The organism is Tepidimonas fonticaldi (genome assembly GCF_001675355.1).
Taxonomy (GTDB): Bacteria; Pseudomonadota; Gammaproteobacteria; order Burkholderiales; family Burkholderiaceae_C; genus Tepidimonas; species Tepidimonas fonticaldi.
This window is the reverse complement of record NZ_LZDH01000028.1, coordinates 1-1346: the sequence shown is the minus strand read 5'-3', so window position 1 is coordinate 1346 and position 1346 is coordinate 1. Positions and strand designations below refer to the sequence as shown.

General features: G+C 44.3%; 2 protein-coding genes. Both read right to left on the bottom strand.

All coding sequences use genetic code 11. From position 1 onward, the window contains the following. The coding region (locus tag A9O67_RS12915; RefSeq protein ID WP_197484418.1) for a deoxyribodipyrimidine photo-lyase at positions 1-868 on the bottom strand (868 nt) is incomplete at its 3' end. Positions 869-1091: 223 nt separating this feature from the next. Beyond that, positions 1092-1346 (bottom strand): M20/M25/M40 family metallo-hydrolase (locus tag A9O67_RS12910; RefSeq protein WP_331711349.1); only part of this gene is annotated, 255 nt, incomplete at its 5' end.

Genomic DNA, 1346 nt, shown 5'->3' with positions numbered 1-1346 from the left:
GATGCGAATAAAATTCACGCCAGACTAACTCATTTAACCACGTGAACGCCCCACTATCAGGGTGATCTAACACTTGGGGGTTCTCTGCTTGTAATCGGTTGAAGCATTGGCGAGGGGATAGCACCCCCACCGCGAGATAAGGTGATAATTGGCTGGTACCATCAATAGAGGGAATATCTCTATCGTTTTGATAATCGCCGACTTTCAGGGAACAAAACTGCCTGAGTCGCGTTAAAGCTGATTTTTCACCGGCAGGAAATTGCTGGAAGTCTTCAATGGGCTGATGCGGAAATAACGGTGAAGCCCTATCAATGTTGATAGGGGCAGCTCGTTTTTCTGGGGCTCGTAGTGAACGGCAATCTGTCACGGTAAGTTGGGTGAGGAAGGCTCGGCGAAAGGGAGTATAAACTTGATACATCTCCCCTTTTTGAGTCGTCACGGAGCCGGGTGGTAGTAATAAATAATCATCGAAAGCATGGATATGCAACCCATGAGGTTGATTGATTAACCACTCGTCTCGTTGTTTTTCGTTCCACTCATATTGCCGATTAAAAAACAAGGCATCCGCTTGCTGTGTCTTTGCGTAATCGAGTACCCATTGTGCCGCATCGGTGAAATGGTTAACGGTTTGGCAAACCAGTGGACTACCAAGCTCTGCGAGTGAATTCTGCAGTTCAACAAGATTCTGGTGAATGAATGAAATTTGCCGTTCAGCCATATCATGTTGTTGCCACTGCTTAGGGGTTGCCGTAAAAAGGGCGATTACCTTTGCATTTGGGTCTGCGCAGGCGGAGGAAAGTGCTTTGTTATCAGTGACCCGTAGATCATTACGAAACCAGATAAGATGACAAACTTGTTTGGCTGCCATCGCCTCCCTCCTTGGTTGAAGTTTTTGTTGAAATTAAAACAAAGAGTCGTTTTACCGGCTCTTCAGAGTGCTGACAAACATATTATGTTTGGCGGCAAGTCGAATAGGTTTTGAAAATAAATTAGGAAAATCAATTTATTGATTTTCGGCTGATAACACAAAGTGGGAAAAACCACGCTTTTATCCCACTTTGTCAACAACCTCTCTTACTTCTCATAAAATATCACGATTGCCGTGCGTGAATGGCCGTTAGCTCCGCAATACGCATAATCACACTAACAGCCTGCTCCATACCTTCTTGTGTTATAAATTCATGTTTACTATGGAAATTATAACCACCTGTGAAAATATTTGGACATGGTAAACCGCGATGTGAAAGCTGTGCACCGTCGGTACCACCACGGACAGGTTGAATAACTGGCTCAATACCACAATCAAGCATTGCTTGTTTCGCTAATTCAATAACATGTGGGTACTT